Annotated in this window: 22 protein-coding genes; 10 read left to right on the plus strand and 12 right to left on the minus strand. The window is 71.5% G+C overall.

Annotated elements, in window-relative coordinates; all coding sequences use genetic code 11:
* The first annotated feature begins 77 nt into the window (after window positions 1-77).
* Entirely contained in the window at window positions 78-1085 is a 1008-nt protein-coding gene (hemB, locus tag ACIQRW_RS37485; RefSeq protein ID WP_403769640.1) for a porphobilinogen synthase, read from the plus strand.
* 25 nt (window positions 1086-1110) lie between these two features.
* On the opposite strand, the gene ACIQRW_RS37490 is transcribed toward hemB, so the two are convergent.
* From ACIQRW_RS37490 to ACIQRW_RS37505, 4 genes are read right to left on the minus strand one after another with little or no spacing between them, the layout of a single operon-like run.
* Complete coding sequence (locus tag ACIQRW_RS37490) at window positions 1111-1581, minus strand: hypothetical protein (RefSeq protein WP_403769643.1); 471 nt, start codon at window positions 1579-1581, stop codon at window positions 1111-1113.
* An 18-nt stretch (window positions 1582-1599) separates the two neighbouring features.
* Window positions 1600-1983, minus strand: a complete 384-nt coding sequence (locus tag ACIQRW_RS37495) for a hypothetical protein (protein WP_403769646.1) — start codon at window positions 1981-1983, stop codon at window positions 1600-1602.
* 49 nt (window positions 1984-2032) lie between these two features.
* Window positions 2033-4141, minus strand: a complete 2109-nt coding sequence (locus ACIQRW_RS37500) for a hypothetical protein (RefSeq protein ID WP_403769649.1) — start codon at window positions 4139-4141, stop codon at window positions 2033-2035.
* Window positions 4120-4950, minus strand: coding sequence for a DUF4253 domain-containing protein (locus tag ACIQRW_RS37505; protein WP_403769652.1), 831 nt, complete (start codon window positions 4948-4950; stop codon window positions 4120-4122). Before ACIQRW_RS37505 ends, ACIQRW_RS37500 begins: the two co-directional genes overlap by 22 nt.
* A 202-nt stretch (window positions 4951-5152) precedes the next feature.
* On the opposite strand from ACIQRW_RS37505, the gene ACIQRW_RS37510 reads away from it, so the two are divergent.
* Together ACIQRW_RS37510 and ACIQRW_RS37515 are read left to right on the plus strand one after the other, a co-directional pair.
* The gene (locus ACIQRW_RS37510; RefSeq protein WP_403769655.1) at window positions 5153-6124 is read left to right on the plus strand and encodes an alpha/beta fold hydrolase; all 972 of its coding nucleotides are present in this window, start codon (window positions 5153-5155) and stop codon (window positions 6122-6124) included.
* 95 nt (window positions 6125-6219) lie between these two features.
* Window positions 6220-6789 carry a dihydrofolate reductase family protein gene (locus ACIQRW_RS37515; protein ID WP_398618036.1) on the plus strand — a complete coding sequence of 190 codons (570 nt, stop codon included), beginning with the start codon at window positions 6220-6222 and terminating at the stop codon, window positions 6787-6789.
* Window positions 6790-6811: 22 nt separating this feature from the next.
* On the opposite strand, the gene ACIQRW_RS37520 is transcribed toward ACIQRW_RS37515, so the two are convergent.
* The 3 genes from ACIQRW_RS37520 to ACIQRW_RS37530 form a co-directional block, all read right to left on the minus strand.
* Entirely contained in the window at window positions 6812-7114 is a 303-nt protein-coding gene (locus ACIQRW_RS37520; protein WP_403769658.1) for a DUF397 domain-containing protein, read from the minus strand.
* Window positions 7111-7896: a Scr1 family TA system antitoxin-like transcriptional regulator gene (locus ACIQRW_RS37525; protein ID WP_403769661.1), complete on the minus strand. Its 786-nt coding sequence runs from the start codon at window positions 7894-7896 to the stop codon at window positions 7111-7113. Before ACIQRW_RS37525 ends, ACIQRW_RS37520 begins: the two co-directional genes overlap by 4 nt.
* Before the next feature lie 156 nt (window positions 7897-8052).
* Window positions 8053-8772: a DUF4232 domain-containing protein gene (locus tag ACIQRW_RS37530; RefSeq protein WP_403769664.1), complete on the minus strand. Its 720-nt coding sequence runs from the start codon at window positions 8770-8772 to the stop codon at window positions 8053-8055.
* A 240-nt stretch (window positions 8773-9012) separates the two neighbouring features.
* On the opposite strand from ACIQRW_RS37530, the gene ACIQRW_RS37535 reads away from it, so the two are divergent.
* From ACIQRW_RS37535 to ACIQRW_RS37550, 4 genes are all read left to right on the plus strand, one after another.
* On the plus strand, window positions 9013-10386 hold the full coding sequence (locus ACIQRW_RS37535) for a helix-turn-helix domain-containing protein (protein WP_403769667.1): 1374 nt from the start codon (window positions 9013-9015) through the stop codon (window positions 10384-10386).
* Window positions 10387-10546: 160 nt separating this feature from the next.
* A complete protein-coding gene (locus ACIQRW_RS37540; protein ID WP_403769670.1) occupies window positions 10547-11755 on the plus strand; it encodes a phosphatidylserine/phosphatidylglycerophosphate/cardiolipin synthase family protein in 1209 nt (402 codons plus the stop codon).
* Window positions 11756-11843: 88 nt separating this feature from the next.
* Complete coding sequence (locus ACIQRW_RS37545) at window positions 11844-12281, plus strand: hypothetical protein (RefSeq protein ID WP_403769673.1); 438 nt, start codon at window positions 11844-11846, stop codon at window positions 12279-12281.
* A gap of 28 nt (window positions 12282-12309) precedes the next feature.
* Window positions 12310-12666 carry an antibiotic biosynthesis monooxygenase family protein gene (locus ACIQRW_RS37550; protein ID WP_403769676.1) on the plus strand — a complete coding sequence of 119 codons (357 nt, stop codon included), beginning with the start codon at window positions 12310-12312 and terminating at the stop codon, window positions 12664-12666.
* Between the two features lie 252 nt (window positions 12667-12918).
* Here ACIQRW_RS37550 and argS read toward each other — a convergent pair whose 3' ends face one another.
* Window positions 12919-14691 carry an arginine--tRNA ligase gene (gene argS, locus ACIQRW_RS37555; RefSeq protein ID WP_403769695.1) on the minus strand — a complete coding sequence of 591 codons (1773 nt, stop codon included), beginning with the start codon at window positions 14689-14691 and terminating at the stop codon, window positions 12919-12921.
* 157 nt (window positions 14692-14848) lie between these two features.
* On the opposite strand from argS, the gene lysS reads away from it, so the two are divergent.
* Both lysS and ACIQRW_RS37565 read left to right on the plus strand, forming a co-directional pair.
* Window positions 14849-16612, plus strand: coding sequence for a lysine--tRNA ligase (gene lysS / locus ACIQRW_RS37560; protein ID WP_403769678.1), 1764 nt, complete (start codon window positions 14849-14851; stop codon window positions 16610-16612).
* 65 nt (window positions 16613-16677) lie between these two features.
* On the plus strand, window positions 16678-18102 hold the full coding sequence (locus ACIQRW_RS37565; RefSeq protein WP_403769681.1) for an MATE family efflux transporter: 1425 nt from the start codon (window positions 16678-16680) through the stop codon (window positions 18100-18102).
* A gap of 47 nt (window positions 18103-18149) precedes the next feature.
* Here the strand turns inward: ACIQRW_RS37565 and ACIQRW_RS37570 are convergent, their stop codons facing one another.
* From ACIQRW_RS37570 to ACIQRW_RS37580, 3 genes are all read right to left on the minus strand, one after another.
* Window positions 18150-19544, minus strand: a complete 1395-nt coding sequence (locus ACIQRW_RS37570; protein ID WP_403769684.1) for a DUF2637 domain-containing protein — start codon at window positions 19542-19544, stop codon at window positions 18150-18152.
* Window positions 19545-19931: 387 nt separating this feature from the next.
* The gene (locus ACIQRW_RS37575; RefSeq protein ID WP_403769686.1) at window positions 19932-20795 is read right to left on the minus strand and encodes a DUF3558 domain-containing protein; all 864 of its coding nucleotides are present in this window, start codon (window positions 20793-20795) and stop codon (window positions 19932-19934) included.
* A 191-nt stretch (window positions 20796-20986) separates the two neighbouring features.
* Complete coding sequence (locus ACIQRW_RS37580; RefSeq protein WP_403769689.1) at window positions 20987-21928, minus strand: DUF3558 domain-containing protein; 942 nt, start codon at window positions 21926-21928, stop codon at window positions 20987-20989.
* A gap of 172 nt (window positions 21929-22100) precedes the next feature.
* On the opposite strand from ACIQRW_RS37580, the gene ACIQRW_RS37585 reads away from it, so the two are divergent.
* A complete protein-coding gene (locus tag ACIQRW_RS37585) occupies window positions 22101-23294 on the plus strand; it encodes an RtcB family protein (RefSeq protein WP_403769692.1) in 1194 nt (397 codons plus the stop codon).
* A gap of 71 nt (window positions 23295-23365) precedes the next feature.
* Here the strand turns inward: ACIQRW_RS37585 and ACIQRW_RS37590 are convergent, their stop codons facing one another.
* The gene (locus ACIQRW_RS37590; protein ID WP_215106132.1) at window positions 23366-24124 is read right to left on the minus strand and encodes an SDR family NAD(P)-dependent oxidoreductase; all 759 of its coding nucleotides are present in this window, start codon (window positions 24122-24124) and stop codon (window positions 23366-23368) included.
* Window positions 24125-24409 lie beyond the last annotated feature (285 nt).

A 24409-nucleotide genomic window follows, 5' to 3' on the forward strand; every position in this document is an offset into this window, starting at 1 on the left:
TTCCGACACCGGTTCGCGGGCCTTTCCCGGCGCGGGTGTCGGTAAGACCTGACTGCGTACGGGTCTATCGTCGAAGGATGACTGCGTACGGAAACTTCCCCGGCTCCCGCCCCCGGCGGCTGCGGACGACCCCGGCGATGCGGCGGATGGTCGCCGAGACACGGCTCGATCCCGCGAACCTGATCCTTCCCGCGTTCGTGCGGGAGGGCATCGACGCCCCGGTCGCCATCTCGTCGATGCCCGGCGTGTACCAGCACACCCTGGACACCCTGCGGAAGGCGGCCGTCGAGGCGGTCTCGGCCGGCGTCTCGGGGATCATGCTCTTCGGTGTGCCGGAGGACGCGAAGAAGGACGCCCGGGGCACGGTGGGCACGGACCCGGACGGCATCCTCCAGGTCGGCCTGCGCGCGGTCCGCGAGGAGGTCGGCGACGACCTGGTCGTGATGTCGGACCTGTGCCTGGACGAGTACACCGACCACGGCCACTGCGGAGTCCTCGACGGCGACGGCCGTGTGGACAACGACGCGACCCTGGAGCGGTACGCGGAGATGGCCCAGGTCCAGGCGGACGCCGGGGCCCATGTGGTGGGCCCCAGCGGGATGATGGACGGCCAGGTCGGCGTCGTCCGCGACGCCCTGGACCAGACCGGGTACGAGGACGTGTCGATCCTCGCCTACACCGCGAAGTACTCCTCCGCCTTCTACGGCCCCTTCCGCGAGGCCGTCGGCTCCTCGCTGACCGGCGACCGCAAGACCTACCAGCAGGACCCGGCCAACGCCCGCGAGTCGCTGCGGGAGCTGGCGCTGGACCTGGAGGAGGGCGCGGACATGGTCATGGTGAAGCCCGCCGGACCGTATCTGGACATCCTCGCCAAGGTCGCGGAGTCCGTGGACGTGCCGGTCGCGGCGTACCAGATCAGCGGCGAGTACGCGATGATCGAGGCCGCCGCCGAGCGGGGCTGGATCGACCGGGACAGGGCGATCCTGGAGAGCCTGACCGGGATCCGGCGGGCCGGGGCGCAGATGATCCTGACCTACTGGGCGACCGAGGCCGCTGGGTGGCTCGGGCGCGACGCTCGGCGCTGAGCCGGTCCGCTCGGCCTGTTGTGGTTCACGGCCCACCCGCTCCGGTCTCCTGGAGCCGGTGGGCCTCCTCGATGGAGAAGCGGGCGCTGTCCCGTACGAGCGGGTCCTCGTCGGCCCGTGCGGTGGTGTTCAGGACCGTGGCGACGACCGGGTCGGCCGTGTAGGGCGCCAGCGACATCGCCGCGTACTGCCGGACCAGGTCCTCCTCCGGGTCCCGCAGTGCGGTGAGCAGGGCGCGGCCCGCTTCGTGGCGCAGAGCGGGATCGGCCGGGGGCCACAGGCGCAGGACGGTGGCGCTCTCGACGCGGGCGAGGTCGTACTCGCCGGGGTCGGCGACGACCGAGACGAGGAACGGCAGCGCCTGGGCGTTGGCGTCCAGTTCGGTGATGATCTCGCGCTTGCGGTCGTTGTCGGAGGGCAGGGCGCGGAACTCGGCTATCAGACGTTCTGCGGCTTCGGCTGCTTCCGTCGTGGTCGTGAGGTTCGTGTCGTTCATGGGGGTGGACACTTTCTGTCAGGGCCAGTCGACCAGTGCCATGAATGCTACGAAAGTGACCCCGACGACGGTGGGGGCGGTGAGGGCCAGGCCCACCCGCCGGGCGGCGTAACGGAGCTGGTGGGGGACGGCCCAGGCGGCGACCAGCACGATCAGGGCGAGGATCAGGCCGATGCACAGGACGGTCCACGCGGTGGTGAAGCTCGCGTCGAAGCGGTCGGCCGCCGCCCCGTTGCAGGAGTCGCACGCCATCGGGGTGAGCCCGCCGATGAACAGCGCGACGAGTCCCATCGGCAGCGTCACGATCGTGGAGATCAGCGGGGCGACCCACGCACGGAGGTCGGGGGCGTGCGCGGGGGTGGTCGCCGGGGTGCTGCCGCTGTCGTGGCTGTTCTCGCTCATGGGTCCGAGTCAACCCCCGGGGGTCTGCCGCCCGCATGAGTACGAGGGCTCAGTCCGCGGCGGTCCTGTCGGCGCGGGCCTGTGCCCAGGCGTGGGCCGCCGCCAACTGCCCGTCCGTGAGGGCCGGGCGGACCTGGTCCGGGTAGCGGAAGACGTAGTGCTCGCGGGCCGTCTTCAGGCCGATCGCGCGGGCCGCGTCGGTGAGGGCGGGATCGTCCGTGACCTCCTGGGCGCGCCGCAGCCAGCTGTGGCTGCGCGGGTCGACGGCGTAGTGCCAGAGCGGTTGGGCCGGGTCGGCCACCCCGATCAGTACGCGGTGCAGGACGTACGCGCGGATGCCCGGCTTACCGATCAGCCGCTCGGCGACGTGCAGCGGGTGCGTGCCGTCGAGCCGGGCGCGGAGCAGCACCCAGGTCATCAACTGCCCGTTGTCGTCCGCGCCGGAGGCCACGAAGTCCCACAGCTCGGCGGCCTTCGTCTCGTCCGGTGCGCCGAGGTGGGTCAGCAGCCGGACCGGGTTCTTCCAGAGCGGTTCGGGCTTCGCCCACCAGGCCGTCAGGTCGGCGGCGGCGGGGTGGTTCAGGTCGAGGGCGAGGCAGGTCAGGGTGACCAGGGGGTGACGCCACTCGGTGTACGTGGTGCGGTACTGCTTGGTCAGCTCCTTCTTCCAGCGCGGCAGGAGTGCGTCCAGCTCGGCCTCGCCCGCCTCGCCGTGGGCGAGGAGCAGTTCGAGGCAGAACGCGATGCCCTGGACGCCGGTGGACGGGTCGGCCACCCGGTCGCGCAGCCACTGGACGTCGGCGGGGGCCGGGGTGCGGTAGCGGTGGTAGAGGTCGCCGAGCCCGCCCTCGTAACCGGTGAGGTCGGGGCCGGTGCCCGCGAGCAGGCCGTCGCGGGCGGCGTCGTAGCGGTCGGCGGCGGCGAGCACTTCGGCCTCGGTGACTCCGGGGTGCTGGGCCGCCTGCTCCCGTACGTGGGCGACCTGGTCGTACGCCCTGCGCGCGGCGGCCACGCGCAGAGGGCGCGGCAGGTCGTCGTCGGTGGCGAGGCGGACGGCGGTGAGGGCCGCGAACGCCTGGGCGGCACTGTGGTCCGCCGTCGGCCGGGCGGTGCGCCAGTCCTTCGTGACGGTGGCGCTGAGCGCGGCGAACAGGCTGCTCAGGGACGCCTCGGGGGCGAGGTGTTCGGTCAGCTCCGCGGCGAGCGCGCGGGCCGTCTGCACCGGGTCGGTTCCGTGGACCGCCCGGTGCACGTCGAGCCAGGCGCGGATCGCGGTGCGATGGCCGGCGAGCGACCACTCGCGCAGGATGTCCAGGGCCCGGGGGGAGGGGGCCGCGCCGAGGACGTCGGACGCCTGGGGGCCGAGGCACGCCACCGTGTCCCAGACCTCCTCGTGGTCGTGGCGCAGCAGGGCGTCCAGCAGGGCCGCCCAGGCGGGCCACTCGGTGAGCCGTCCGGCGTACTCCGTCCGCCAGGCCGGCAGCAGCCGTGACGTCTCCTCGGGGGTCAGTGCCTGTCGTGACTCCAGCGCGGTGACGAATCCCGCAGCCCCGGAAAGCTCCACCGGATCGTGCAGCCGGTCGTGCAGCCAGCGTTCCTCGGCGGCGGTCAGCGGGGCGTCGTGGCGGCGGGGCCGGCCGGGCCGGTTCACGAGGGGGCTGCGGAGCCTGTCCAGGAACTGGCGTACTCCGGCGGGGTTTTCGGGGTCGGGGATCCCGTCGTCGTCCTTCTCCGTGACCTTGTCGAGCCGGAACGCGCCCTCGGGGCCGCCGTTGAGGATCCGGTAGCCGTGCGGGCCGTCGCCGAGGCCCGCGGTGACGGTGGCGTGGTCGCCGCCCCAGTGCACGTACAGCTCGCCGGTCAGGCCGCTGGAGCGGTCGAAGGCGGCCTGGGACTGCCAGTGCCAGTAGGCGAAGGAGGTGTCGGCGGGGAGGGACCGGGTCGCGAACATCTCGGCGGCGTCCTCGTGGCCGTCGGACTGCGTGTAGCGGCTCCGGGTCGGCGGCGGTAGGACGGCGAAGCCGTCGCCGCCGAGCGTGCGCCACCACTTCTTGATGCTGCTGAGGTCCGACCGCTGACCGGCCGGACGGCTCTTGCCCGTTCCCGGTCCCTCTTCCGTTTCCGGTCCCGGCGTGTCTAGTCCCACCAGAACGACCACGCTTCCTGGTTGAGCACGGCCTTCTCGGCGTAGGCGTCGAGGTCGTACGGCGGGGACTGGTCGATGTTGTCCGGGCAGAACGCGTAGTGCTCGGCGGCCAGGGCGCGGGCCTCCTCGATCGTGGCGGGCGGGCGGCCCACGGAGACGATCATCGTGTCGAAGCCGAGCACCACGACCCGGGCTTCGTAGCGGTCCTCCCAGGAGCGGAGCACCGCGCAGAGCCGGGCCACGTCGTTCTCGTGGTTCATCGGGCCGGACCAGCCGATCGCCGCCGGTATGTCGGCGCTGCGGCGGGCCGGGACGAGGGCCATCCGCGCCCCGCCGAGCCACTCGTCCGCGTCGGCGGCGATCACGCCCGCGAGTCCCGCGGCCGCCGTGTCCGCGTCCTCGGCCGCCTCCCGGGCGGGGGCGGGCGCGAGGCCGGGCCAGGAGCCGGGCCCCTCGGCCCCCTCCCCGCTCTCCCCGGCCGCCGCGCCGTCGCCGACCTCGTCGGCCGCGTACGCCGTCCAGTAGCCCGCGAGGACCTCGTCGGCGTCGTGGTCGCCGGGATACGACGTGTCGTCCGGGCAGAGGTCCCACTCCTCGGGCCACTGGTCGCGCGGGCCGCCCGTGACCAGCACCGGCAGCAGCCCGACCCGCCGCCCGGCCGCCCGCAGGTCCGACCAGTCGCGCGGGGCCGCCGGGCCGTCCGCGTACCAGAGCAGTGGCTCGTGCCAGGGCCCGTCCAGCGTGGCGTCCACCAGGGAGCCGGACGGGAGGTCCAGGCCGGAAGTGGCCAGGGAGGGGAGTGGATTGGGGAGCGTCGCCATGGTGGGGAGCCTAGGCGGCGGCACTGACAACGTGCCGGGCGGCGGCACTGGCGATGTGCGCGGCGGTGGGGCGGTGGCACTGGCCATGTGCGGGGCGGTGGCACTGACGCACGACAACCTCTTCGCTGCCGCTGACCTCCGCGCCGGGCCCAGGGTTCGAAAGCCGGTGCGGGGCGGGGGTGGCTGGATAATGATGTCGGGCATGAGTTTGTACGTCGATGATCCCGCCCGCCTCGGAACCACCCGCCTCTCCGACGGGAGGGTGCTCGGCTGGGCCGAGTGGGGGCCGGAGGATGGGCTGCCCGTCCTGCTCTCGCCCGGGGCCGCGACCAGCCGGTGGCTCGGGATCGGGGCCGGGGCCGTCGAGAACGAGGGCGTCCGGCTGGTCTCGGTGGACCGTCCCGGGCTCGGGGTCTCCACGCCCGCGCCCGACCGGACCTTCGCGGACTTCGCGGACGACGTACGGGAGTTGACCGCGCTGCGCGGACTGGGCCCGCGTCCCGCCATGCTCGGGAACTCCCAGGGCGCGCCCTTCGCCCTCGCCTGCGCGGCGGCGGGCGTCGTCTCCGCGCTCACGCTCGTCTCGGCCGCCGACGAGGTCGCGGCCCCCGAGTTCGCCGCTGCCCTGCCCGACGATCTGCGGGGCCTGGTCGCGCGGGTGGCGGAGGACCCGGTCGGGGCGGAGAAGGTGTTCGCCGGGTTCGACGCGGACGCGATGCGGCGGATGGTTCTGGCCACCAGCCCGGCGTGTGACCTCGCCGTGTACGAGGACCCCGGCTTCGCCGCCGCCTACGGCCGCGCCCTCGACGAGGCGTTCTGCCAGGGCGCGGCGGCCGGGTACGCCCGTGACACCGTGCTCGCCATGGGGCGTTGGCCCATCGACCTCGGCGCGATCAGCGTCCCGGTCGAGGTCTGGTACGGCGAGGAGGACGCCTCCCACTCGCCCGACCTGGGCCGGCGGCTCGTCTCCCGCATCCCCGGGGCGCGGCGCACGGTCGTGCCGGGGGTCGGCGGCGCGCTGCTCTGGGCCACCGCCGAGCCGATCCTCGCGTCGCTGGCGGAGACCGTACGGCCGGACGAGCCGGTCGAGCGGGACTGGCGGGAGGAGCTGGACCGGCGGGGGACCGTACGGGGGAGACGGCCGGGGGCCGCGCAGGGGGGCGGGCGCGGCTAGGCCCGGCTGTCAGTGCCCGGGCTTATCGTCGAAGCCCGTTGCGCGCCGCCCGGTCGTCGTTCCCGTCGACCGGGCCGATCCGACAGGAGCCCCCGGTGAACAGGATCGTCACGTCCATCTCGCTCTCCCTCGACGGATTCTTCGAGGGGCCCGACCACGACATCGACTGGCACACCGTCGACGAGGAAGTCCACCAGCACTTCAACGACTACTTCCGGACCATGGGCGGCTTCGTCGAGGGGCGCGTCACCTACGAGCTGATGGAGGAGTTCTGGCCGACCGCCGATCAGGACCCGGACAACGAGGGCCCGATGGCCGAATTCGCGGGGATCTGGCGGGACATGCCGAAGTTCGTCTTCTCGCGGACGCTGGAGAGCGTGGGGCCGAACGCGACCCTGCTGCACGAGGTCGACCCCGAGCAGGTGCGCGGTCTGCGGGACGCCGCGTCGGGGGATCTGGCGGTCGGCGGCGCGGATCTGCTGGAGTCGTTCCGGCGGGCGGATCTGATCGACGAGTACCGGATCTACGTCCACCCGGTCATCCTCGGCCGGGGCCGCCGCTTCTTCCAGGACGCGGAGGAGCGGCAGATGCTCCGGCTGGTGGAGACCCGGACCTTCGGGAACGGGGTCGCGATGCTCCGTTACGAGACGGTCCGGGCGGGATGACGACGGTGAGAGGTGATGAGGGTCAGGCGGTGGCCGCGTAGGCGGCGAACGCCGACCAGGCGGTGGGCGCGACGGTGAAGGTCGGGCCCTCGATGTCCTTGGAGTCACGGACGTGGACGGCGGCGGGGTGCGCGGCGATCTCGACGCAGGCCCCGCCTTCGTCGGAGCTGTGACTCGACTTCAGCCAGTCGTAAGCGACTTCGAGGCACTGCCCGCCTTCGCTGCCGCTGTAGCTCGACTTCCGCCAGTCGTAGGCGACTTCGAGGCAGGCCCCGCCTTCGCTGCCGCTGTAGCTCGACTTGAACCAGTTCAGTGCGGTGCTCATGTCTCTCCCAGTAAGCGTGCCAGTAGGCGCAGGGTCTCCACAGGGCTGAGCGCCTGGGCTCGCAGCATCGCATATTTCTGGGCGAGGATGCTGACCTCGTTCCGGTCGGAGATCAGCTGGCTGCCGCGCTGGGTCTCGGTGTACGCGACGTGTTGGTGGTCCGGTGTCTCCAGGAGGATGAAGGGGCCATCGATGCCCGCGTGGACCCTGCTGTCGAGGGGCAGCACCTGGAGACAGACGCCGGGGAGTTGGGCCATCGCGTAGAGGTGGCGGAGCTGTTCCCTGTGCTCCTCGTCCGACGTCAGCTTCATCATCAGGATCGGTTCCCAGATCACGATGCTGGTGGTCGGCGGCTTCTTCCGGTCCAGGATCTGCTGGCGTTGCAGCCGCGTCGCCGTCTGCGTCTCGATCTCCTCCTGGCTGTAGACCGGGATCTTGTTGCCGAACACCGCCTGCGCGTACACCTTCGTCTGGAGCAGGCCCGGGATGACCTGGTTGTCGTACCAGGACAGCGCCAGCGCGTCCTGCTCCATGTCGATGTAGTCCTCGGCCCACAGCGGGATCAGGTCGACTTCCGGCATGTTGTCGACCGCCGTCGCCAGCGCGCCCTTGGTGTCCAGCAGATCGTCGATCGTCTCCGCCAGATCCGGGACCAGGGAGCGCCTGCCCTGTTCGACGGAGGCGATCGTGTCCTCCTGTACGCCCGAGGCCTGGGCGAGTTCGACCTGTGTCAGGCCCGCCTCGGTGCGGAACCGAGCCAGCAGCTTGCCCACGAGCTTCATGGTCGACGCGTTCTTACGCTGTCGCTTTCTGGGGTGCATACGGTTCCCACTCCCACCCCGGAACCCACTTCACGCCTGCGCGACCCGTACAACAAATGTGTACGGGTCGCGCACAGTTACCGCACGTCAGGCGCTGGCCTGGGATGCCGCGTCCGCTCAGTACATCAGGGCGCTCTCGACGTCCGACTGCCAGTAGGTGACGAAGCCCAGACCGTCCGTGTAGGTCTCCGCCGGGAGCTTCAGCGTGGTCTCGCCCTTCGACTGGTTGTTCTTGTCGACCATGATGACGCCGAGGTTGGCGCTCTTGACCGGCTCGTTCTGGCCGGGCTCTCCGAGGAGCGCGATGCCCGCGTACGCCTTCTTGCCGGGGGAGAGCACGACGACCGACTGCGGCTGGCTGTCGTCGTAGACCGGGTACACGGCCTGGGCGCCGTCGAAGCGGAGGAACGGCGCGTTGTACGCGGCGCAGTTGGCGGAGCCGGTGTTGGTCACCGTGAGCAGCAGGTGGTTGATCGGGCGGCTCACCGAGGAGACCGTCACCTTGGAGTTGGTGGTCGTGCAGGCCGGGATCGACGCCGGGGCCTTCGCGTTCGGCGCGGCCTCCGGCTTCTTGCCGTTGCCGCCGGCGTGCTTCCCCTCGGCCGGGACGGTCTGCGTCTCGGCCTTGCCGGCCTGAGGTGCGTCCGGCTGTGCCGTGGCGTCGGTGCCGTCCGTAGCGGTGGCGTCGGTGCTCGTCGCCGCCGGGGCCGCCGTCCCGGTCGAGTCGGCCGCCTTCGTCCCCATGGCCTTGTCCTCGCCGCCACAGGCGGTGAGCGAGAGGGCGGCGATGAGGGCGGTGGCGGCGAGGGCGGTGGTGCGGATGCGGTTGGTGCGCATGGCGGTGGTACTCCCCGTGATCGGTTGGTGTGTTGGTCCGGTTGAACGGCCGGCCCGTGGTCCTGCTGGGTCCTGCTCGGTCCTGCTGAGGTCTGGTCCGAGCTTGTGGGATGGCGGATTCCGACCGCAACGCCTGCTGAACCATTGGGGATGCTGGAACGACTACGCGTACGGTGACCTGCGGGGATTCCGCGTCCCTGGAACGCCGTTCCGGGACGCACGAGGAAGGGGAACGCCGTCGTGGCGACGCCGGAGGCTGTGGAGTTCGCGGCTCTGCTGAAGGATCTGAAGGACCGTTCGGGGCGCAGCTACGGTGTGCTGGCGGGGAAGCTGCACGTCAGCACGTCGACGCTCCACCGGTACTGCAACGGGGACGCCGTGCCCAACGAGTTCGCCCCGGTGGAGCGGTTCGCGCGGGTGTGCGGGGCGTCCGGCGACGAGTTGGTGGAGGTGCACCGGCGGTGGATCGTGGCGGACGCGGCGCGGCGTCGGCCTCCGGTGGGCGCGGCACCGGGGACGGCCGAGTCTGCGCCGGCTCCTGCTTCTGTGCCGCTGCCCGTTGTTGTTCCCGAAGGCGTCGAAGTCGCTGAGGCCGTCGAGCCGTCCGAGCCATCTGTTGTGTCCGGTGGCGCTCGGCCGGGGGCGGGCTCCCGGTGGTCCCGGCTCTCCCGGCGTACGCGGGTGCTCATCGCCGCCGCCGGGGTCGCCGCCCTCCTCGTGCCCACCACCGTCGTCGCCGCCGACCTCGTCGGGTCGGGGCGGGAAGACGGCGGGAGTGCCGCGGACCGGGTGGAGGACGCGGGCGGAGACCTCGGGCCCGCGCCGGAAGGCTCCGCCTCGGCTACGCCCCGGCCCTCCGCGAGCCCGAGTTCGGCCGGTCCTTCGGCGAGCGCCTCCGCGTCCCCCTCGGGGCCGCCGTCCGTGAAGCCCTCGGCGGGCTCCGGGCCGGGGCAGCCGCAGGGCGGTGGAGCCGGTGGCGGTAGCGGTACGGGCCTCGGTGCTCCGCCGGCCGTCAGCATCTCCTCGTACAACTGGGACGAACCCTGCGGCCAGCACTACCTGGTGAACCGGGGGCCCGACGAGCTCGACCCGCCGCCCGCGCCGCAGGACCGGCGCGGCTGGGCGGAGTCGTACGGCGGGGTCGACGCCGGGAGCATGCTGCTCCAGCTCACCGTGCAGGGGACCTCGCGCGAAGCGGTGGTCCTCAAGGGCATGCACGTGCGCGTCGTCTCCCGCAAGGCTCCGCTGCCCTGGTCGGCGTACCTGATGGGCAACGGCTGCGGCAGCGGGATCGCGCCCCAGACGTTCACCTCCCACCTCGACGCCGGGCACCCCACCCTCCGGCCGGTGCCGGGGAAGCAGGGGGACGTGGTGGTTCCGGCCGTGGACTTCCCGTACAAGGTGACGTCCGAGGACGTGGAGGTCTTCAACCTCGATATGAAGGCCGTCGGTTACGACGTCACCTGGTACCTGGAGCTGGAGTGGAGCAGCGGCGGGAAGGAAGGGGTGGTACGGATCGACGACCACGGGAAGCTGTTCCGTACGAGTGGGATGAAGGGGCGGCCGGAGTACGTGTACGGCAACGCGGAGACCGGGTGGGAGCCCGCGACCTGACGCGCTTCCCACCTTCCGCCCCGAGGGGCGCGTACACGCCCCTCGGCCGCGGGGGGCCGATTCCGTCCGGATTCGTACAGGAGTACAGTCGCCGGGTCCTCGTGGTCCGTCCGGTTCCGGCCGGTCGGCCGCCCCAGCCCGCCTCCCCTCCAGGTGACCCATGTCCGCGACCGCCGAAGCCCCCGACACCATGGCCCTGGACACCCGCACCTGCGAGGAGCGGTCCCTGCGGCTCCGACGCAGGCTGGAGCGGCTGATCGGCATCGCCGCCACCGAGGGGAACGCCCTCCTCCCGCTCCGCAACGGCGACGAGATCTTCGGCGCGATGCTGGAGGCCATCCGGGGCGCGGAGCACACCATCGACCTGATGACGTTCGTCTACTGGCGCGGTGACATCGCTCTCCGGTTCGCCGAGGCGCTGGCCGATCGGGCCCGCGCCGGGGTCCGGGTGCGGCTCATGCTCGACGGGTTCGGCTGCCGGCTCATCGAGAAGGACCAGCTGGAGCTGATGGACCGGGCCGGGGTCACCGTGACCTGGTTCCGCAAGCCGCTGCACCTCTCGCCGCTGAAGCAGAACCACCGCTGCCACCGCAAGGTCCTCGTCGTCGACGAGCACACCGCGTTCACCGGGGGCGTCGGGATAGCCGAGGAATGGTGCGGCGACGCCCGGAACGAGCACGAGTGGCGCGACACCCACGTCCGGGTCACCGGCCCCGCCGTCGACGGCCTGGCCGCCGCGTTCGCCCAGAACTGGGCCGAGTGCCACGAGGAGCTCTTCGACGAGCGGGACCGGTTCGTCGTCGGCGAGCGCCACGGGGACGCCGTCGTCCAGGTCGTGCGCGGCTCCGCCTCCTTCGGCTGGCAGGACATGCAGACCCTGATCCGGGTCGTCCTGGAATCCGCCGAGGAACGCGTCCGCCTCACCACCGCCTACTTCGCCCCCGACGCCTACTTCACCGGGCTTCTCTGCGACGCCGCCCGGCGCGGGGTGGAGGTCGAGATCCTGCTGCCCGGCCCGCACACCGACAAGCGGGTCTGCCAGCTCGCCGGCCAGCGCTTCTACGAGGAGCTGACCGCCTGTGGCGTGAAGATCTACCAGTACCAGCCGACGATGCTGCACGCCAAGACCCTCACCGTGGACCGGATCGCGAGCCTCATCGGCTCCACCAACTTCAACCGGCGCTCGCTCGACCACGACGAGGAAGTCATGCTCGCCGTCCTCGACCGGGACTTCACCGCCACCCTCGACGGCCACTTCGACGAGGACCGGGCGAAGAGCGTGCTGATCGAGCGCGGCCGGTGGAAGCGCCGTGACCTCCTCCAGCGGGCCCGGGAAGCAGCCGTCGTGCCCATCCGCCGTTTCCTCTGAGGCGGGCAGGCCCCCGGAGGCGTGCGCGCGCGCTCGACGGGGCAGGTGGGAAGGACGACCGTCGTCCTCCATGTGAAGGGAAGGCCCCATGAGCACCGGCGCAGCCACCTCACCGGCACCGTCCGCCGCCGTGATCACCGAACCCCTGCCCGACCTTCAGCTCCAGCTGCTCATCCAGCTCCTCGACCAGGACCCCCGCTCCAGCCTGCCCCTCACCCTCACGCACCCCGGCGGCCTCCTGCACGGGGACGTCATCGGGCACGAGCAGTGGAAGGCCGAATGGGCCAGGAGCCTGCGCCAGGTCGAGGGCGAGGGGGCCAACCTGCTCGCCGAGTTCCCCGAGACGGTCGATCAGGGCGTACGGGAACTGCGCGCCGACGAGGACGCGGAGACGGCCCGGCTGCCCCGCTGGATCCATCTGAGGGACGTCACGCTCGTCGTCGGGGCGATGACCCCGGTCTCCCTGCCGCTGTGGCGCGGACGCCTCGCCGACGTGTCGGGGTGGGCGCTGGGCCGACCGCAGTAGCCGTTCGGCCGACTCCTAGAGTTGCGGCATGACCGCAGAGAACGGCTTAGCCGCCGACACACCGGGATCGTCCGTCACCTTCATCAACGTCTTCGAGATCTCCGCCGACGAGCTCGACGCGTTCGTCGAGAAGTGGGAGGAGCGGGCCCGCCTCATGCGGGAGAAGCCGGGCTTCATCGACTCGCGGATGCACCGGGCCCGCTCCTCGGACTCCCGCTTCCAGCTCGTCAACGTCTCCCACTGGGAGAGCCAGGAGGCGTGGGAGGCCGCCACCGCCGACCCCGACTTCGCCTCCCGCACCCGGGCCGCGCGCGAGCGGACCGAGCGGCCGGTCACACCGAACCCGGCGGTCTACGACGTCGTCGTGGAACTCACCGCACCCTAGGTCGTGTCCGCAAAGTCTCGTCTGGCCCACGACGCCTGGCACGCACTCTCGCGGCGTTGCCGAAATGCCCGAGTAGCTCCGCTACTAGGACACTCCGGCGCCTTGCGAGAGCACGCACCAGACGCCGCGGGCCCCGCCCAGAGGGCGGACGACGATACTTTGCGGACACTCCCTAGGGGATCGATCCTGTACGTGATCGGCCCCGGCACCTGTTCCCAGATGCCGGGGCCGACGTACGTACAACAGGAGGGGTCAGAGCCGCTCGGGCGTCCGGATGCCCAGCAGCGCCATCCCCTGGTGCAGGGTCCGGGCGGTCAGCTCGACCAGGAAGAGCCGGTTCTCGACGACCTCCGGGGCGTTGTCCGGGCTGAGCACCTGGCACTGGTCGTAGAACGTGGTCAGGTGGGACGCCAGCTGGTAGAGATACGCGGCCAGCTTGTGCGGCTCGTAGCCCGCGCCGACCTCGGCGAGGACCTCGCCGAACTGGTCCAGGTGCAGACCGAGCGCCCGCTCCGCCGGGGCCAGCTCCAGCTCCGGGTGGGCGGCCGGGACCGCGTCCCCCGCCTTGCGCAGGATCGACTGGATCCGGGCGTACGCGTACTGGAGGTACACCGACGTGTCGCCGTGCAGCGCCACCATCTGGTCCAGGTCGAACTTGTAGTCCCGTACGGCGGAGGTCGACAGGTCCGCGTACTTCACGGCCCCGATGCCGACGTACCGGCCGTTCTCGACGATCTCCTCCTCGGACAGGCCCACCTTGTCGGCCTTGTCCCGGACGACCGCCGTGGCCCGCGTGACCGCCTCGTCGAGGAGGTCCTCCAGCCGCACGGTCTCGCCCTCACGGGTCTTGAACGGCTTGCCGTCCTTGCCGAGGACCGTGCCGAAGGCGAGCTGCACGGCCTTGACGTCCTCGTTCAGCCAGCCCGCCCGGCGGGCCGTCTCGAAGACCATCTTGAAGTGCAGCGACTGCCGTGCGTCCACCACGTACAGCAGGGTGTCCGCCTTGAGGTCCTGCACCCGGTTCCGGATCGCGGAGAGGTCGGTCGCCGCGTAGCCGTAGCCGCCGTTCGTCTTCTTCACGATGAGCGGGACCTTGTTGCCGTCCGGGCCCTTCACGTCGTCGAAGAACACGCACAGCGCACCCTCGGAGCGGACGGCGACGCCCGTCTCCTCCAGGATCCGGCAGGTCTCCTCCAGCATGTCGTTGTAGCCGGACTCACCGACGATGTCCGGGTCGGCGATCACCATGTCGAGCTTGTCGAACACCGAGTGGAAGTAGATCTTCGACTCGTCGACGAAGCGGTGCCACAGCTCCAGCGTCTCGGGGTCCCCGGCCTGGAGGGCCACCACCCGGTCCCGGGACCGGGCCTTGAACTCCTCGTCGGAGTCGAACAGGACCCGCGACTCCTTGTAGACCCGGTTCAGCGTCGACATCGCCGCCTCGCCGTCGCTCGCGCCGCCCTCGTGCCGCAGCGCGCCCGGGTGCTCGATCAGATACTGGATGAGCATGCCGAACTGGGTGCCCCAGTCGCCGATGTGGTGCCGCCGGACCACGTTCTCGCCGGTGAACTCCAGGATCTTGACCACGGCGTCGCCGATGACCGCCGACCGCAGGTGGCCGACGTGCATCTCCTTGGCCACGTTCGGCTGGGCGTAGTCGATGACCGTCGTCCCGGCGTCGTCCTTCAGCGGCACGCCGAGCCGGCCGTCGCCGTCCGCCGCCCGGGCGGCCAGCGTCTCGACGATCGCCCGGTCGGTGAGCGTGATGTTGAGGAAGCCGGGCCCGGACACCTCGATGTCCTTGATCAGCTCGCCCGCCGGAAGGGCGGCGGTGACCTGGGCGGCCAGCTCCCGCGGATTGCCCTTGAGCTTCTTGGCGAGCGCCAGGATGCCGTTGGCCTGGAAGTCGGCCCGGTCGCTACGTCGCAGCAGCGGGTCCGCGGCGCCGGCATCCGGCAGAGCTGCCGTCAGGGCGTCCGCCAGCTGCTGCTGGAGCGTGGAAGCGAGGGAAGGGACCGAGGCCATGGTCTGGCTGCCGTTTCCGTAGGGGGACAAGGGATTCTCTTGGGTGTCCAAGGGATCTCCCGAGTATCCCACGGGGCGTAAAGCCGTTTTCGCGCTGCGGGGGGTAGCTGGGAGAATGGTCCGTACCCCATCGGGAAACGACAGACGAGAGAAGGACGTGCCGACCGTGGCCGAGAGTCAGACCAGCACCGAGACCGACTGGGTCTCCCGCTTCGCGGACGATGTCATCGCCGAATCGGAGCGTCGTGCGCCTGGCAAACCGGTCGTCGTCGCCTCCGGTCTGTCCCCGTCGGGCCCGATCCACCTCGGCAACCTCCGCGAGGTCATGACCCCGCACCTGGTCGCCGACGAGGCCCGCCGCCGCGGATACACCGTGCGCCACCTGATCTCCTGGGACGACTACGACCGCTTCCGGAAGGTGCCGAACGGCGTCCCCGGCGTGGACACGTCCTGGGCCGAGCACATCGGCAAGCCGCTGACCTCGGTGCCCGCCCCGGCCGGCTCCGCCCACCCGAACTGGGCCGAGCACTTCAAGGCCGCCATGACGGCGGCCCTGGACGAGCTGGGCGTCGAGTACGACGGCATCAGCCAGACGGAGCAGTACACCGCCGGGACCTACCGCGAGCAGATCCTGCACGCGATGAAGCACCGCGCCGACATCGACGCCGTCCTGGACCGCTACCGGACGAAGAAGGACCCGGCGGCCCAGGGCAAGGGCGGCAAGAAGCCGCAGCAGCAGAAGAAGGTCGACGAGGCCGAGCTGGAGGCCGCCGAGGGCTCCGGCGCCGCCGCCGAGGACGACGGCAGCGGCAACACCGCCGGCTACTTCCCGTACAAGCCCTACTGCGGCAACTGCGAGAAGGACCTCACCGTCGTCACCTCCTACGACGACGACACCACCGAGCTGAACTACACCTGCTCGGCGTGCGGCTTCGCCGAGACGGTCCGGCTCAACGAGTTCAACCGCGGCAAGCTCGTCTGGAAGGTCGACTGGCCGATGCGCTGGGCGTACGAGGGCGTGATCTTCGAACCCAGCGGCGTCGACCACTCCTCGCCCGGCTCCTCCTTCGTCGTCGGCGGCCAGATCGTCCGCGAGGTCTTCGACGGCGTCCAGCCCATCGGGCCCATGTACGCCTTCGTCGGCATCTCCGGCATGGCCAAGATGTCCTCCAGCAAGGGCGGGGTGCCCACCCCGGCCGACGCGCTGAAGATCATGGAGGCGCCGCTGCTGCGCTGGCTCTACGCCCGCCGCAAGCCCAACCAGTCGTTCAAGATCGCCTTCGACCAGGAGATCCAGCGGCTGTACGACGAGTGGGACTCGCTGGGCCGCAAGGTCGCCGACGGCACCGTGCTGCCCGCCGACGCCGCCGCGTACTCCCGTGCCGTCCGCACGGCGGCCGGGGAGCTCCCGAGCACCCCGCACCCGCTGCCGTACCGGACGCTCGCCTCGGTCGCCGACATCACCGCCGGCGCCGAGGACCAGACGCTGCGCATCCTCAGCGAGCTGGACCCGGCCAACCCGCTGACCTCGCTGGACGAGGCCCGCCCGCGCCTCGACCGGGCCGAGAACTGGATCACCACCCAGGTCCCGGCCGAGGCCCGCACCATCGTCCGGGACGAGCCCGACAAGGAACTGCTCGGCTCGCTCGACGACCAGGGCCGCGAGTCGCTGCGCCTCCTCCTGGAGGGGCTGGACTCGCACTGGTCGCTGGACGGGCTCACCACGCTCGTCTACGGCGTGCCGAAGGTGCTGGCGGGCCTGGAGCCGGACGCCAAGCCGACGCCCGAGCTGAAGGCCGCCCAGCGGTCCTTCTTCGCGCTGCTCTACCGGCTGCTCGTCAGCCGCGACACGGGGCCCCGCCTGCCCACGCTGCTGCTCGCGGTGGGGGCGGACCGGGTGCGCAGGCTGCTGGGCGCGTAGCGATGCGCATACCCGGGCGCTTAGCGTCCTCGGCGCCGGAGCGCCGTCACCCGGAGGATTCCCGGGTGGCGGCGCTCCGCCGTGCGGTGGGGCCCTACCTCCGGCGGCGGACCCGGGCAGTCCCCGGCCCCGGCGGCCGGGAGACGGGCCCGCCCCCGGGTCCCCCCGGGCGGGGGCCGATCGGGCGCACCGTCGCCACCGCCCTGCCGCTGTACCTGACCATGCTCGCCTCCACCGCGGGCAGCCTGGTCGACACCGCCCTGCTCGGCCGGCACGCCACCGCCTCACTGGCCGCGTTCGCCCTCACGATGGCCGTGTACACCCCGGCCACCGCGACCGTCGCCGGCGCCCTGCGCGGCGTGATGCCCTTCGTGTCCGCGCACGACGACGACCCGGACGCCTTGCTGCCGGTGGTGCGCGACAGCTTGTGGCTCGGCATCGCCACCGGGCTGCTGGGCGCCCTGGCCGTCGCCGGGGTACCGCTCATCGGCCTCGCCTCCGGCGTACCGCGCCAGACCTTGTCGGAACTGGGCGCGTTCCCCTATCTGATGGCGGCGAGCGTCCTGGTGGCCGCGGTCGGCAACGCCGCCACCTCCACCCTGGTCGGCCTCGGCCGCTCCCGACTCGTGATGCGCGCCGGGATGACCGGAACCGCCACGGCCGTGGCGCTCTCGCTGATCCTCGTGAACGGCGTCGGCCCGCTCGACGGGCTCGGGCTGCCCGGCGCGGGGATCGCCATGCTGGCGGCCGCCACGATCAGTGCCGCCGTGGCGCACGGGGGACTGCGCCGGTGCGCCGTCCTGGCCGGCCGGCCGCTCCGCCCCGGCCGACCGCAGGTCCGCGCGGTGATCAGGCTGGCCGGTGTCGGTGTACCGCTCGCCGGCACCGTCCTCATCAAGTTCGCCGTCCTCGGTGTGCTGGCCGTCGCCGCCGCACGCATCGACCCCGTGAACGCGGCCGCCCACAGCATCTCCGTCTCCCTGGTCGCCCTCATGTTCACCGCGGCCGTCGCCGTCGGCCAGGCCACGATCCCCCTGCTGGCGCCCCACGTGAAGGCCAAGGACGTCAGAGGAGTGCGCGCCGGCGCACGCGCCGGAGTCGTGACGGCCCTCGGCGCGGTGCTCCTCATCGGCGGTGTGCTGGCGGTGCTGCGCGTCCCGGTGCTGTCCCTCTTCACCCACGACCTCGCGGCCCGGGAACAGGTACTGGCCCTGCTGCCCCTCGTGCTCCTGGTGGTCGTCACCGACGCGCTCCAGGCGGTCTTCGGCTTCGGGCTCGTCGCGATCAGGGACACCGTGCCCAGCCTGTTCGCCTTCGCCGTCTGCTACGGCCTGCTGGCACTGGTCGCCGTCCCGCTGTCGGCCCGGGGCGGACTCACCGCCCTGTGGACCGCCCTGCTCGGTGCCAACACCCTGCTGGTCGTGGGGCAGGCGGCCTTCTTCCACCGGCGCAGCGGCCGGCTCGGCAGCCCACTGCCGCGCTCGGCCTGACGGCCAGGTGTGGCCGTGGGCCGCCGAGCCGACCGCTGCGCCCTACCTCAGGCGGGCTGGTCGACCGTCGACCGAGCCGGGACGTACGCCTGCTTGAACTCCGGCCACAGGCGCTGGAGCAGCTCACGGGAGCGGGGATGACCGACGTTGCGGGTGTCGGCGAGGTGGATCTCCAGAGCCTCGGCGCTCGGGTGACGTCCCTGCTCGTCCGTGTACGCGCTGAACACCTCGAAGGCCATGCTCGCGAACTCGGCGTCCTCCTGGGACCACTCCTCCAACTGCGGCGCGTCCTCGGTCGCTTCCGCGGAGGTGTCCTCGGGGGCCTCGTCGAGGGCTTCGTCGGTGGCTTCCTCGTGACGGGGGTGCGGGACCGCGCCGATGGTGCCCACGTCTCCCAGCGGCCGGGTCCGGCCGGGGCCCGAGGGGATCTGGACCGGGGCGTGCTCCAGGCCCTCGCCCTGCTGCGGGTCGTACGCGCTCTGGTGCGAGGTGCCGTCGGGCAGCTTCTGCGCCGCGAACCAGGGGCTGTCGTGCGTGGGTGGGACGGCGGGCTCCTGCTGCTGAGGCAACGGGGGCTGCTGATGCTGCCGGCCTTGCGGGCGGGGGTGCTGCTGAGGGTGCTGCCCGGCGTGCACAGGGCCGCTCCCGTACCCCTGCTCGCGGCCGTGCTCCTGTTCGCCCGGCTGCTCCCGCTGGGACTCGTACGGCAGTTCCGCCTTCGGGCGGGACCCCTCGACCGGCGGCAGCAGGGCCGGTTCGATGCCGGCGGCGGCGAGCCCGGCCGGGGCGGTCTCGGCGAGCGGCACGCCGTACTTCGCGAGGCGCAGCGGCATCATCGACTCGACCGGGGCCTTGCGCCGCCAGTTGCGGCCGAAGCGGGCCTGGAGCCGGGCCTGGTAGATCAGCCGGTCCTGTTCGAGCTTGATGACCTGCTCGTAACTGCGCAGCTCCCACAGCTTCATCCGCCGCCACAGCTTGAACGTCGGGATCGGCGAGAGCAGCCAGCGGGTGAGCCGGACACCCTCCATGTGCTTGTCGGCCGTGATGTCCGCGATCCGGCCCACCGCGTGCCGGGCGGCCTCGACGGAGACGACGAACAGCACCGGGATCACCGCGTGCATCGCGGTGCCGAGCGGATCCGGCCATGAGGCCGCGCCGTTGAACGCGATCGTCGCGGCGGTCAGCAGCCACGCCGTCTGGCGCAGCAGCGGGAACGGGATCCGCATCCAGGTCAGCAGGAGGTCCAGGGCCAGCAGGACGCAGATGCCCGCGTCGATTCCGATGGGGAAGACCACCGCGAACTCGCCGAAACCCTTGTCCTCCGCGAGTTCGCGCACGGCGGCGTAGGAACCCGCGAAACCGATCGCGGCGATGAGCACCGCACCGGCGACGACGACCCCGATGAGTATGCGGTGCGTGCGTGTCAGCTGCATCGCGGCCACGCGCGATCCCCTCCCCGATCCCCGACCTCTGTACCCGAACCCGGCTCGTGCGCCCGGCCTTGATTTTCGGCCAGGCTTCAGACGCCCGGCGAGGGGACAGCCTGGCACATGTGTGCGAGTTTCGTTACGCGGGGGAGGAGTTGCGGGCTGTTCCCGGGTCCGGCGGGAGCTTCGGCGCGGACTTCGGCGGTGCTGCGGCGGTGCTTCGGCGGGGAGTGCTTCGACGTCCGACGCCATCGGATCGGAACGGGGAGAGGGGTGGCGTGAAGCCGACGGGCATGTGCCCCCGGGGCTTGCCCGAACGGCGAGACCCGGCCCTCGGGGAGGGCCGGGTCTCGGGAAAGCGTGCGGGTGGGCCGGGTCTTGGGAAAGCGTGCGAGAGAGCCGTCAGCTCGTCTTCGGCTTCGTCTTCGACTTGGGGCTGTCGCTGTCGCTGTCGCTGTCGCTGTCGGTGCCGCTGCCCTTGGCCGTGTCCTTCTTGACGTCCTTCTCGCTGTCGCCGGAGCCGCCCTTCGCCGGGGGCGTGACCTTGGCGTCGGCGGTGTCCGCGACGGCCGCGACCGCTTCCTTCGCCGCCTTCTGGGCGCCCTTGACGATGCTCGCGGACGAGGGCGTCTTCGCACCCGCGTAACCCGCGCCGTTGTACGTCAGGGTGACGACGACATTGCCCGTGCGCGCCACGACGGTGGCGTACGCGAAGTCCTCGCCCGTCTTGCTGAGGCCGTAGGTGACGGTCGTGGCCTCCTCGCCGATGCCCGTGGTGGGGTCGGCGGCGACCTTCTCGGCGCCCTCCGAGGCCTTCGCCTTGGTGACCTGCTTCGTGTACTCGGCGGTGGCGCGCTTGGCGCCGCTGCCCAGCGACTGGTCCGAGTCGAAGCGGGTGAAGCCGACGTCCAGCCAGCGGTACTGCGAGCCGTCGACGCCCTTGTCGTCCAGGCCGTTCCAGGAGCAACTGCTGCGGGCCGCCAGGTCGTTGGACCGGCCGGCCGTGCCGTTCTCCTTCTTGGCCTCGGGCACCAGGTCCTTGATCGTCTTCTTGGTGACCGAGGCGCACGGGTCGGGCAGATCGTCGAACCTCGCCGCTTCGACGGTGGGCTCCGAGGGCTTGGCGCTGGGGGTGCCGGACGACGAGGAGCCCGCGTTCTTCTTGCTGTCGGAGCCGGAGTCCGACGAGCAGCCGGCGGCTACGAGCATCACCGGAACGGCGGCGCAGGCGAGGATGCGGGACAGGCGCGGGGCTGATCGGTGCATGGTTCCTTCACTCGGATGGCACGGAGCTCTCGGTGCTGGAGGTCTCGGTTCGTGCGGTGTACGGGTGGGCTCGGTAGCGGGGCGGTACGTCTTCCGGACAGCCACGGTACGACGGCTGACGGCCGGCCCGTGCCGCCGCCGAGGGCCCCCGGAGACCGGAATCCGGCCGGTGGGGACCCGTCGGGCGGGGTCTATTCGCTGAGCGTCTCGGCCAGCTTCCGGGCCAGTGCCTGGGCCTTCTCCTGGAGTTCCCTGCTGTCGGACACCTGTGTGACGAGGGCCGGCTGCTCGGCGTACCGGACGGTCACGACCACGTTCGATGTGCGGAATACCACGCTCACCGTGCGGTGCTGTGCGGTGGAACCTGCCCGAGTGGGCAGATCGTGCAGAAATGCGGCATCTCCGAGGTTGTCGAGGACGCGCGAGGGGAGGGCGTCCTCGGTGCCGGTGCCGGTGCCGGTGCCGGTGCCGGTGCCGGTGCCGGTGCTGGGTCCGGTGCCGCCGTTGTCGCCCCCGCCGTCGCCTCCGGAGGGCGAGGAGGAGGACGAGGGGTCCGCCGAACCGTCCGTCGATCCGTCCGTGGAGGCCGTGGCGTCCGTCGCCGCGCCCTCCGGCTTGTCCGCGTCGGTGCCCTTGCCCTTGTCCTTCCCCTTCTCGCCCGGGGTCCCGCTGTTCTTCTCCGCGTCCGGCCCGGGGGTCGCCGACGACGACAGGCCGGCGGCCTTCTCCTTCTTCGCGTACACCGTGTCGGCGCGGTCGTCGTCGCTGACCGCGGGGTCGTAGGAGACGACCCGCTCGAAGTCGATGGAGAGGCTCCGGGTGGCGTTCGGTGCGTCGGACTTCCAGCTGCAGCCGACCTTGCGGTCGGTGTCGTAGGTGACGGACGCCGACCCCCGGAACACCTTCTCCTGCTGGTCCCCGGGCAGTTGCGCGGCGCCGGGCAGCAGGTCCTTCAGCATGCCGCGCGGCACGGCGCGGCAGGGGGCGGGCAGGGTCTCGTACTTGCCCGGGGGTGCGGGGGTGACCGTCGGGCCGCCCGCCTTGCTGTCGGCGCCGTTCGCGTTGCTGTCGGAGCCGGCGCTGCAGCCGACGACGAGCGCTGCCAGAAGCGCGACGCCGGGTACGTACGCCATGTCTCGCACCGTCCCAGGCTCCCTTCGGTACGGAAAACGGGTTGCCGCTCGAACGCGGCCGATGGACACAATGTGTATCGCACGCGCCGCTGTGAATGCCGGTCGGCCGACAGGTTTGCCGATCTTGGTACCGGTTTTGCGCTTTCAGTCTTTTCGGGGGAATCGAGGAGTTATGTCGTACGTAGAGGTGCCGGGAGCGAAGGTCCCCATCCGGATGTGGGCGGACCCCGCGTCGGTCGAGGACGTGGCCATGCAGCAGCTGCGCAACGTCTCCACGCTGCCGTGGATCAAGGGTCTCGCCGTCATGCCGGACGTCCACTTCGGCAAGGGGGCGACGGTCGGTTCGGTGATCGCGATGCAGGGCGCGGTGTGCCCGGCCGCGGTCGGGGTGGACATCGGCTGCGGGATGTCCGCCGTCAAGACGTCCCTCACCGCGAACGATCTTCCCGGCGACCTGTCACGGCTGCGCTCCAGGATCGAGCAGGCCATCCCGGTCGGCCGGGGGATGCACGGCGATGCGGTGGACCCGGGGAAGCTGCACGGGTTCCCGACGGCGGGATGGGACGACTTCTGGGGGCGGTTCGGGGGGATCGCCGATGCGGTCAAATTCCGGCAGGAGCGCGCCACAAAGCAGATGGGAACGCTCGGATCCGGGAATCATTTTATCGAGTTCTGTCTCGATGAGGCCGGTTCTGTCTGGTTGATGCTGCATTCCGGTTCGCGGAACATCGGCAAGGAGCTGGCCGACTTCCACATCGGCCAGGCGCAGAAGCTGCCGCACAACCAGGGCCTGATCGACCGCGACCTGGCGGTGTTCATCGCGGACACCCCGCAGATGGCCGCGTACCGCAACGACCTCTTCTGGGCACAGGAGTACGCGAAGTTCAACCGGGCGATCATGATGGGGCTCTTCCAGGACGTGGTCCGCAAGGAGTTCAAGAAGGCCCGGGTGACCTTCGATCCGGTCATCTCCTGCCACCACAACTACGTGGCGGAGGAGCGGTACGAGGGCATGGACCTGCTGGTCACCCGCAAGGGCGCGATCCGGGCCGGGTCCGGCGACTACGGGATCATCCCGGGGTCCATGGGCACCGGCTCGTACATCGTGAAGGGCCTCGGCAACGAGAAGTCGTTCAACTCGGCGTCGCACGGCGCGGGCCGCCGGATGAGCCGGAACGCGGCGAAGAAGCGCTTCTCGACCAAGGACCTGGAGGAGCAGACGCAGGGCGTGGAGTGCCGTAAGGACTCCGGTGTCGTGGACGAGATCCCGGGGGCGTACAAGCCGATCGAGCAGGTCATCGATCAGCAGCGGGACCTGGTCCAGGTCGTCGCGAAGCTCAAGCAGGTGGTGTGCGTGAAGGGCTGAGGCACGGCCTGGGAGACGCCGTCGAGCGTCAGGAACTCCTTCACCACCAGCTTCATAGGGGTGAGCCGGGCTCACCCGGTGCGGTGGACCTTCGTGTTGGAGGCCTGGGCGCGGGGGCGGACCACCAGGAGGTCGATGTTGACGTGGCTGGGGCGGGTGACGGCCCAGCCGATCGTGTCGGCCACGTCCTCGGCGGTCAGCGGGGCGTCGACGCCCGCGTAGACCTTGGCGGCCTTCTCCGTGTCGCCGCGGAAGCGGGTGGTGGCGAACTCCTCGGTCCTGACCATGCCGGGGGCCACCTCGATGACGCGGACCGGGGTGCCGACGATCTCCAGCCGCAGGGTCTCGGCCAGGACGTGTTCGCCGTGCTTGGCCGCCACGTAGCCGCCGCCGCCCTCGTACGCGGAGAGCGCCGCGGTGGAGGAGAGGATCACGATCGTGCCGTCGCCGCTCGCGGTGAGGGCGGGCAGCAGGGCCTGGGTGACGTTGAGGGTGCCGATCACGTTGGTCTCGTACATCCGGCGCCAGTCGGCGGGGTCGCCGGTCGCGACGGGGTCGGCCCCGAGCGCGCCACCCGCGTTGTTGACGAGGACGGCGAGGGAACGGAACGCGGTGGCGAACTCGTCGACCGCCGCGCGGTCGGTGACGTCCAGGGGGTAGGCCGTCGCCTGGTGACCGGCCTCGGTGATCTCGGCGGCCAGCGCCTCGATGCGGTCCTTGCGGCGGGCGGTCAGCACGACCCGGAAGCCGGCGGCGGCCAGCGTACGGGCGGTCGCGGCGCCGATGCCGCTGCTCGCGCCGGTGATGACGGCGATGGGGGTGGCGGCCATGGTCGATCTCCTCGGACTGCGGATCGGGTACGGGGAGAAGGATAGGCAGGCGGTGCGGGGCGCCCCGTCCGCGGGAGGCCACGACCGGCAGGCCGCGCCGGACCTGCGGCTCGACCGACCGACCGACCGACCGGCCGGCAGGCCGCGCCGGATCCGCGGCTCGACCCGCCGTGACCCGAACGGCAGGCCTTAGGGAGTGTCCGCAAAGTATCGTCGTCCGCCCTCTGGGCGGGGCCCGCGGCGTCTGGTGCGTGCTCTCGCAAGGCGCCGGAGTGTCCTAGTAGC

It is taken from the genome of Streptomyces sp. NPDC091287, from assembly GCF_044768525.1.
Classification (GTDB): domain Bacteria; phylum Actinomycetota; class Actinomycetes; order Streptomycetales; family Streptomycetaceae; genus Streptomyces.